Source organism: Brachyspira catarrhinii, assembly GCF_005518285.1.
In the GTDB taxonomy this organism is placed as follows: domain Bacteria; phylum Spirochaetota; class Brachyspiria; order Brachyspirales; family Brachyspiraceae; genus Brachyspira; species Brachyspira catarrhinii.
In genome coordinates this window covers 1-8516 of record NZ_SJDU01000069.1, presented here as the reverse complement: position 1 = coordinate 8516, position 8516 = coordinate 1, and the positions used below count along the sequence as shown (strand labels likewise).

10 protein-coding genes and 1 pseudogene are annotated in these 8516 nt (G+C 27.6%); 8 read left to right on the top strand and 3 right to left on the bottom strand.

The annotated features are described in order from the left end of the window. Positions 1 to 257: 257 nt before the first annotated feature. Positions 258 to 400 (bottom strand): annotated as a pseudogene (locus EZH24_RS15495) (Rpn family recombination-promoting nuclease/putative transposase); the annotation flags it as partial. Between the two features lie 511 nt (positions 401 to 911). On the opposite strand from EZH24_RS15495, the gene EZH24_RS04095 reads away from it, so the two are divergent. The 4 genes from EZH24_RS04095 to EZH24_RS04080 all read left to right on the top strand — a co-directional run bounded on the left by EZH24_RS04095 (position 912) and on the right by EZH24_RS04080 (position 4268). Further along, positions 912 to 1388 (top strand): Spy/CpxP family protein refolding chaperone, encoded by a 477-nt coding sequence (locus tag EZH24_RS04095; RefSeq protein ID WP_137997857.1) that lies wholly within the window; start codon positions 912 to 914, stop codon positions 1386 to 1388. Positions 1389 to 1549: 161 nt separating this feature from the next. Beyond that, positions 1550 to 2014 carry a large conductance mechanosensitive channel protein MscL gene (gene mscL / locus EZH24_RS04090; RefSeq protein ID WP_137997856.1) on the top strand — a complete coding sequence of 155 codons (465 nt, stop codon included), beginning with the start codon at positions 1550 to 1552 and terminating at the stop codon, positions 2012 to 2014. A gap of 39 nt (positions 2015 to 2053) precedes the next feature. Beyond that, a complete protein-coding gene (gene pepF, locus EZH24_RS04085) occupies positions 2054 to 3859 on the top strand; it encodes an oligoendopeptidase F (RefSeq protein WP_137997855.1) in 1806 nt (601 codons plus the stop codon). Between the two features lie 37 nt (positions 3860 to 3896). After that, on the top strand, positions 3897 to 4268 hold the full coding sequence (locus EZH24_RS04080; protein WP_137997854.1) for a methionine-R-sulfoxide reductase: 372 nt from the start codon (positions 3897 to 3899) through the stop codon (positions 4266 to 4268). Between the two features lie 55 nt (positions 4269 to 4323). Here EZH24_RS04080 and EZH24_RS04075 read toward each other — a convergent pair whose 3' ends face one another. Continuing rightward, positions 4324 to 5049 (bottom strand): beta-ketoacyl synthase chain length factor, encoded by a 726-nt coding sequence (locus tag EZH24_RS04075; RefSeq protein ID WP_137997853.1) that lies wholly within the window; start codon positions 5047 to 5049, stop codon positions 4324 to 4326. A 137-nt stretch (positions 5050 to 5186) separates the two neighbouring features. On the opposite strand from EZH24_RS04075, the gene EZH24_RS04070 reads away from it, so the two are divergent. The 4 genes from EZH24_RS04070 to EZH24_RS04055 all read left to right on the top strand — a co-directional run bounded on the left by EZH24_RS04070 (position 5187) and on the right by EZH24_RS04055 (position 7138). Continuing rightward, positions 5187 to 5780, top strand: a complete 594-nt coding sequence (locus tag EZH24_RS04070) for a chromate transporter (protein WP_137997852.1) — start codon at positions 5187 to 5189, stop codon at positions 5778 to 5780. Then, the gene (locus EZH24_RS04065; protein ID WP_137997851.1) at positions 5777 to 6355 is read left to right on the top strand and encodes a chromate transporter; all 579 of its coding nucleotides are present in this window, start codon (positions 5777 to 5779) and stop codon (positions 6353 to 6355) included. The genes EZH24_RS04070 and EZH24_RS04065 overlap by 4 nt, the downstream gene beginning before the upstream one ends. A 68-nt stretch (positions 6356 to 6423) precedes the next feature. Next, positions 6424 to 6660 carry a hypothetical protein gene (locus EZH24_RS04060; RefSeq protein ID WP_137997850.1) on the top strand — a complete coding sequence of 79 codons (237 nt, stop codon included), beginning with the start codon at positions 6424 to 6426 and terminating at the stop codon, positions 6658 to 6660. After that, positions 6650 to 7138, top strand: a complete 489-nt coding sequence (locus tag EZH24_RS04055) for a retroviral-like aspartic protease family protein (protein ID WP_137997849.1) — start codon at positions 6650 to 6652, stop codon at positions 7136 to 7138. Before EZH24_RS04060 ends, EZH24_RS04055 begins: the two co-directional genes overlap by 11 nt. 33 nt (positions 7139 to 7171) lie before the next feature. Here the strand turns inward: EZH24_RS04055 and EZH24_RS04050 are convergent, their stop codons facing one another. After that, positions 7172 to 8281, bottom strand: coding sequence for an alginate O-acetyltransferase AlgX-related protein (locus EZH24_RS04050; protein WP_161976101.1), 1110 nt, complete (start codon positions 8279 to 8281; stop codon positions 7172 to 7174). Between the last annotated feature and the right edge of the window lie 235 nt (positions 8282 to 8516).

Sequence of the window (8516 nt, the reverse complement as noted above, 5' to 3'; positions counted from 1 at the left end):
CTCTTGCGGTGTCGCTTGGTATTTCTAAAAATAATGTTTTCTCTTAATAATATATTATATAGTCGTCTTAAAATTAAATTAGGCGGCTATATATTTTTAAAATAATAAAGTAAAATTATTAAATCGAAAATTATTTCAAAGTCTAAATGCAAAAATATATAGTTTGTTTTTTTAATAGAATTTGATAAAAAGAATTTAATTATAGTTTCTCTCCATTTTTAGTCGTTTCATAAATATTTAGAATTCAAATATTTTAATTAAAGTTTGCGTATTTCTTCGATACTTAATCCCGTATATTTTGAAATTAATTAATATCCATTCCGTCTTTTTTCAGATTTTTGGCTATGGTATAACTATTTTCTTTTATGCCTTCTTTAATGCCTTCGAGTTTACCTTTTTCATTTATCATAAATAACTCTCCTGCATTTTTTTCGTTCGCCTCAGGCGTGCCTTCGGCATTGTATTCTGGCAAATAACAAATCGACAGAGAATTATTTATATTATTGTCAATATCGGAAAGCAAACAATTAAAAATTAATGTAGAAATCATAAAAATACCTCTAATTTATTATATTTATTTATAGTATATATAATTATTTTTATAAATTCAAGTATTATAATAACGGTTTTGGAATATAAAAAAGTTCCTAAAAAGTCCATTAGAAATATGGTTGAAATAACTTATAAAAATTTAGATGAATATTTAAAAACCGGGAAATGCAGTAATACTATATGATTTAATCTATTAATTTTTTATTAAAATTTAATATATTAAATCTATCAAAAAAGCGTTAATATTCTTCAAAAAATATTAACGCTTTAATAATTTTAAGCGGGAACTTTTTAGAATTATATTCGTCTAATTGTTATATAAAAAATAAATAAAAATCCAAAAATCAAGGAGATTAAAAATGACAAGAAAATTAAAAAAATTATTAAGCGTGATTATTTTAAGTATGTTGGCGGTATCGACAGTATTCGCTCAACCTCCAACTCCGCAAACGCAAAACGGAAATCCTCCAACCCCTCCAGCTCCAAGATATGAACGAAGGCATCATAGACATATTTATGTAATTAGGGGATTGGAATGGATAAATTTAACCGAAGAACAAATAAACGAGATTAATAAAATCGACTATGATTATGAAACTAGAATAAGAGAAGCGGAATACAGAAAAAGAGGCGTGGATTATAAATTTGAATACGAAAGAGAAAAAGCGGATATAGATTTAAATGTTATAAAAGATTTAATCAATCAAAGAAAAGATATTGAAAAAGAAATCGACTATTTAAGAATAGAGAGAGAAGTTTCAATACTCAAAATTTTGACGCCAGAACAGAGAGAACAATTAAATTATATAAATTATAATAATAGACAACATAGGTAAACTTCTTGTAAATAAATTTTTTTATTAAACTAAAGGGATGGCAATTTGCCGTCTCTTTTTGATTTTAAATATTATTTATAAATATAATACTTTTAATTTAATCGCATATAATATATAATTAAATAAATTCTAATAAATTAAATTAAAAAACGGAGATAATTATGTTAAAAGAATTCAAAAAATTTATTATGCGAGGAAATATACTCGATATGTCTGTCGGTATTATAATAGGAGCGTCTTTCGGTAAAATAGCCGATTCTTTGGTTAATGATATTTTAATGCCTCCGATAGGTTTGCTCTTAAAAGGAATAGATTTTTCCAATATATTTTTAGTCATAAAAAAAGGAATTGAAAACGAAGGTCCTTATCGTTCTTTGGAAGCGGCAAAATCTTCTGGAGCGGTTGTAATAAGTTTTGGAGTTTTTATAAATACTCTTATAACATTTTTAATAACGGCAGTGGCTGTATTTTTAGTTATAAAAGCTTTTAATAAAATGGAAAAATCTTTCGTAAAAAAAGAAAAGGAAGAAAAAGAAGTGACGGAAAAAACTTGTCCCTATTGTTTTTCGACTATAAATATAAAAGCGAGTAAATGTCCTAATTGCACTTCGAGTTTGGATAAATAATTTTTATATAAAATATTTTTAAAATAAAAAGGATTTAAAATGAAAGATAAATTAATTTTAAGAAAAAATGTAAAAACTGAAGACACTTGGAATCTATCTCTATTATACAAAAACGATAACGAATTTGAAAGCGATTTTAAGAAAATGGAAGAATTTTCAAAAGAAGCTAAAAAATTCAAAGGAAATTTATCAAAATCGGCAAACGAATTAAAAAATATTTTGGATTCGATAATGAAAGCGTCAATAATCTTGGAAAAATTAGGCTCATACGCTTTCTTAAAACAAACTGAAGATTTGACGAATAACGATTCCAATATTAAAGTCGCAAGGTTTTCAAAACTTTCTTCCGAGCTTTCGGCAAATTTAAGTTATTTTGAACCCGAATTAATGAACATTGAAGATAAAAAAATGAACGAATTTTTGAAAGACGAAGCTTTAAAAGAATATTTGATTTATTTGAAAAGAATTCTAAAATATAAACCTCATACTTTATCGGAAAAAGAAGAGAGAATTCTCGCGTTGCAGGGCGAATTATCTTCAACCGCTTCAAATGTATTCGACACTTTAAATGACGCCGATTTGGATTTTGGAGAGATTAAAATAAACAATAAAAAAACGCCTTTGACTCATGCGACTTTTTCAAGTTTTCAGCAAAGCGAAAATAGAAGTATCCGAAAAGAAAGCTACAATCAATTTTATAAAGAATACGACAAACATAAAAATACTTTAGCCGAACTTTACGCAAGCCAAATCAAGCAGGATATATTTAGCGCAAAAATCAGAAATTATAAAAGCGTTAGAGAAATGGAATTATTCGGAGACGATATTCCAATAAGCGTTTACGATAGTTTAATCGAGAGCGTTCATAAAGCCCTACCGTCTTTGCATAATTATTATAAATATTGTCAGAAAAAATTGAGAATAAAAGATTTTAGACAATATGACAAATACGCTCCGATAGTGAAAAATGTAAAAATAAAAAATACTTTTAACGAAGCGGTTAAAATTTTGGGAAAAGCTTTCGAGCCTTTGGGAGAAGAATATGTTTCAATTTTGCTTAAAGGCTTGAATTCAAGATGGGTTGATAAATACGAAAATAAAGGAAAAACGAGCGGCGCATTTTCGGCGGGCTGTTATGTGTCAGAACCTTATATATTGATGAATTTCAGAGACGAAAGTATAGAATCGGTATTTACATTGGCGCATGAAGCGGGACATAGTATGCATAGTTATTATAGCAGAAAAAATAATCCTTATCAGCATCATAATTATACAATTTTTGAGGCGGAAGTTGCGTCCACCTTTAACGAAAAATTGCTTTTTAATTATTTGATGCAAAATGAAAGCAAAAAAGAAGTTAAAAAATTTTTGTTGAATAAAGATATTAACGGATTTGTGGCGACCGTTTTCAGACAGACAATGTTTGCCGAGTTCGAGCATATAATTCATAAAGAAGCGGAAGAAGGAAACCCGACTACTTTGGAACTTATAAGAAAAGTTTACAAAGATTTGCTTAAAAAATATTTCGGCAAAAATTCGGTTTTGGAAGAGACAAGCGATTTGGAGGCTTTAAGAATTCCGCATTTTTATCGTTCTTTCTATGTTTACAAATACGCTACGGGAATGTCTGCGGCTGTCGCTCTTTCAAACGGAGTGCTTGAGGGAAATAAAAAAAGCGATTATACGAACAGAGACAATTATTTGAAATTCTTAAAAAGTGGCGGAAGTAGAACTCCTATAGAAAATTTGAAAGTCGCTGGAGTGGATATGACGAAGCCAGAAGTTGTGGAAAGCGCGTTGAAACTATTTGCAAAAGAAGTCGAAGAATTAAAAAAGTTAAATTAGAAAATTAAACTAGAAAATTAAATCAATAGGTTGTAAAATGAAAGAAAAAAAATTTAACGAATTAACGGAAGAAGAAAAAAATATTATAATTTTCAAAGGCACGGAATATCCATTCACGGGAAAATATAACGATTTCTTTGAAGAAGGAATTTACTGCTGTAAACAATGCGGAGCAAAATTGTATCATTCAAAGGATAAATTCAAATCTCAATGCGGATGGCCAAGTTTTGACGATGAAATAAAAGGAGCGGTAAGACGAACTTTGGATGCTGACGGATACAGAATAGAAATAACCTGTAATAACTGCGGAGGGCATTTGGGACATGTATTCGAAGGCGAACATTTAACCGACAAAAATATCAGGCATTGCGTTAATTCTATTTCTTTGATTTTCAAACCGAAAGAATAAAAAATATTGTCATTACGAGGCGTCACTATGTGGTTTTCTATTATTTGTATAACTTTTATTTAATATTTTTTATTTTATTTAATTCTATTTTACCTAATTTCAAATTAGTTTGATTTGTAGAAATAAATTTTATAAAATCGATTATAGAATTTTCGTCTTTCTTATCTTCTCCGTCAATTATTTCAATATTTATATCGCTTTCGTTTTTATCCGCCGATATAATGAATGAAAACGCGAAAGAATAATTTTTATCTTTCGATATTTCCTCATAACTTTGCGGAAGTTTTTCGTCCGCTATTATTAAAAGAGCTTTATTATAATCGCTTGAATTATTCAAAAAAGAGGTTGCCTGCAAAATAATCGCATCCAAAAAATTTTCATAACAAGTAATTGAAAGCGCTCTTGCGTTATTTTTATAAAATATCGTAAGCTGTCCAATCGCCGTATTGAAAACCGAATAACTAAATAACGCGGGCGAAACTTCATGCTCGGTTACTATTTTTTTAGACATATTATATTGCTGATTTATCTCTCCGTATTTTGAAACGAAGAAAATCGGAATCTGCTCGTTTTCTTTTATAAGATTTTTAACCGACTCGAAAACATATTTCGTTATTTGGCTGAATCTTCTTCTTTGCGCTCTCGGAATAAAATCCAAATCTGGAGTCGCATCTCCGTAAGATATATTTAAATTTTCGTTTAGATTATTCAAAATATATTCTTTATTCATATTTGGAGAAAAGAAATCCCAATTCAAAACTTTAAAACTTAAATTAGACATTAACGATTAGTATAAATCATATCGTTATAAAGTCAATAATTAAATATAAAATTAAATCATTGACAATTAATTAAATTGATATAATCTATTTATCAAAATCTAATAATTTCAAATAAAAATAATTCGGAAATAAATTTATGGAAACGAAAAAAAATAATAATGTAAATGTAAAAGAAAAAAAAGCTTCGTTTTTGACTATGTTTATATCGTTTTCTTATATCGGACTCGTCACAATCGGAGGCGGACTTGCAATGCTTCCTATAATGGAAGATGAATTCGTAAATAAAAGAAAATTTCTAACAAAAGAGGAAATAATCGATGTTTTCGCTTTGGCTCAAAGTATTCCAGGCGTTATTGCGGTTAATACTTCGCTACTCACGGGATTTAAAATTGCGGGAATTTTGGGCGGAATCATGGCTGGAATCGGCGTAATGACTCCTTCATTTGTAATAATTCTTATAATCGCTCCAATTTTTGAAAGATTTCAGAATTTGGAATATGTAAATAAGGCATTTTTGGGAATAAAAGGAGCTATAGCGGGATTAATTTTACTCTCAGCTTACGGAATGGGAAAGGAAGTTCTAAAAAACAAATTTACCGTTATACTTTTTATATTAAGTTTCATTCTTGTGGTATTTTTCAAATTTAATGTAATTTATACGCTTTTAATTTCCGCTTTAATCGGATGGATTTATTATTTAATTGATAAAAAGGCAAGGACAAAATTATGATTTATTTCAGACTTTTTTATGTGTTCGCAAAATTGGGACTTTTCACTTACGGTGGCGGCTACGCTATAATCGCGCTTTTATTAGGAATATTGGAAGATTACGGTTGGGTAACGGCTTCGGAATTTTCAAAATTGGTGGCAATATCTCAAATAACGCCCGGTCCGATAGCGATTAATTCTGCTACTTTCGTGGGTTATAGAGTTGCGGGAGTATTAGGCTCATTTTTCGCCACATTAGGAATATTCGTTCCAGCGTTTTTTATCACAATGATTGTATCACAATTTTTCTACAAAATAAAAGAAAACGAACAATTTAACGCGATAATGAACGCTTTAAGAGTTTGCGCGGTCGCTTTGATAGCTTCGGCGGTAATCACATTTTCAAAAGACGCTTTTTTTGTCAAACTCACGGAAACCTCGATATTAAGAAATGTGAATTTTATTCAAGCAATTTTCAAATATATAAGCCCAATTGGAATTTTCATTTTCGCATTATCAATATTTTTGAAAATTAAGAAACTTCCTATTATAGCTATAATATTAATTTCCGCTGTTCTGGGGATTGTTTTGTATTAAGGTATAGTATTGAAAAATAATTTAAATTGATTATAATATAAATATAAGTTTATTTATGGAGTTAAAATATGTTTGAATTGGAGAATAAATATTATAACAAACATAAAGAAGAATATAGAAAAAAATATCTAGGAAAACATTTAGTTATACAAGGCAGCGAATTAAAAGGCGTATATGACAACGATGGAGACGCTTTTAGCGAAGCTATAAAAACTATGAAAGCGGGAACATTTATGATAAAAATCGTTACGGCTACGGACGAAGAAGAAATACAAAGATTTATGTCGAGGGTATATGGCAAATAAAAAAATTCCTCATTTTGCTTTTAGTATTCAATATAAAGGGATTGCCAGAGAATTAGTATCGGAGTCGGAAATAGTAAATCCATTAAATAGTCAAAGAAAGAAATATAAAGCGATATGGGATACGGGAGCTACTAATACTGTAATTACTCCAAAAGTCTTAAATGAACTTTCATTGACAATTGTAGATACTACCACAATAATCGGAGTAAATAGCAAAACGGAAGATATAGAAGTTGCATTATTTAATTTATTATTGCCAAATAATGTATCTATAAAAGAGGTAAGAGGTTCTGTTTGCACAATAGGAGGCGATTCCGATATATTGATAGGAATGGATATAATCAAATTTGGAGATTTTGCAATTTCAAATGGCGGAGGACAAACATTATTTTCTTTCGCAATACCGCCTTTTGAAAATAAAACCGATTTATTAGAAAAAGCAAATAAGACAAATAAAAACAATAAATTAACAAAGTAAAATTACAAAATTTATTTATTAAAGTTATTATATTCACTCCTCGTTAATCTCCTCAATTTTATAATTCGGCATAACATTTAACATTCTGTCTTTCAAATATCTTTCAACCGATTCAAAAACTACTATATTTGGTTTATATTCAGTTATATTTTTACTTTTAAAACTGTTTATATTGATAAATTCGCTTTGTTTAAATTCAGTTATAATATAATCCATCATCTCAAATGAATATGAATCCCTTATGATTAATATGTTTCTATTATTTCTGAAATTATCTAAATTATAATTTGATATTCTAATTGAACTCCAATCATCCGTAATATTAGTGATAGTATATTTATAATCTTCTAAAATATATATAATATCATCTCTAAAATTTTTTATATTTTTTAAACTCATCATTCTTGCCATATCGTTATAAAAAACGCTTGCGTCTTTATTGGAATTCCTATATGCAGAATCGAATTCTAAAATTTTAAAATTTTCGATATATTTATTATTCATATTTAATATTTGTGTAAGTTCCGTATAACCTATATAAGCGCCTAATGAATTCCAATGCGTATCGTATTTATAATATAATTGATATTTATCTTTATATTTCAATAACTCACTTTTCGGATAAACGACTTTTATATCGGAATTATTTTTTATATATTCCACAAATATATCGGTATCGTTTTTTGCAGATTTTCTTTTAATATAATCTGGCATATATTCAGAATATATAAATTGTTTATCGGGACATACCATTAATATAAAATCAATATTTTTCTTTTTAAGCTCGTCTCTAAAATGAATTAAATTATTTTTTGCAATTTCCAATTCCTCTTCTGTAAAATTATATTCTTCTACTCCAATATATTTTTCAGTTAAATTTGCATCTTTAAAAAATAACCATTTAGCTTTGCCTAATAAAACTCTATCCGATATAATATTTTTAAACACAAAAATATCATTTAAATTTTTAAGTTTTACTAATTCGTTTCTAAACGACAAATAATCGTTAAAATATTCTTCATAATTTTTTGGATATTCGTTTATATTAGTCGATACCAAAATCGGTTTGCTTGCCAAAGTTCTATTCTCATAATTAGTATGGTCAAAATTCTTATAAAATATTTTATAAATAATATTTGGCATTATTAAAAAACATAAAAATAAAATTAATATTACGGAATAATTTTTTATATTTATTAATTTTAGTTTATTAAGAAATATTTTAAATAATTCCAATAAATAAAGCATAACACTTTTTATATATTTGAATATGCAAAGAAAAATTTTAATATAGTCCAAATATTTAATTATTAAAAATAAAATTATAATTGCAAAAATAGAATATAAAATAAAAATAATTTTGAATCTTAAAATATAA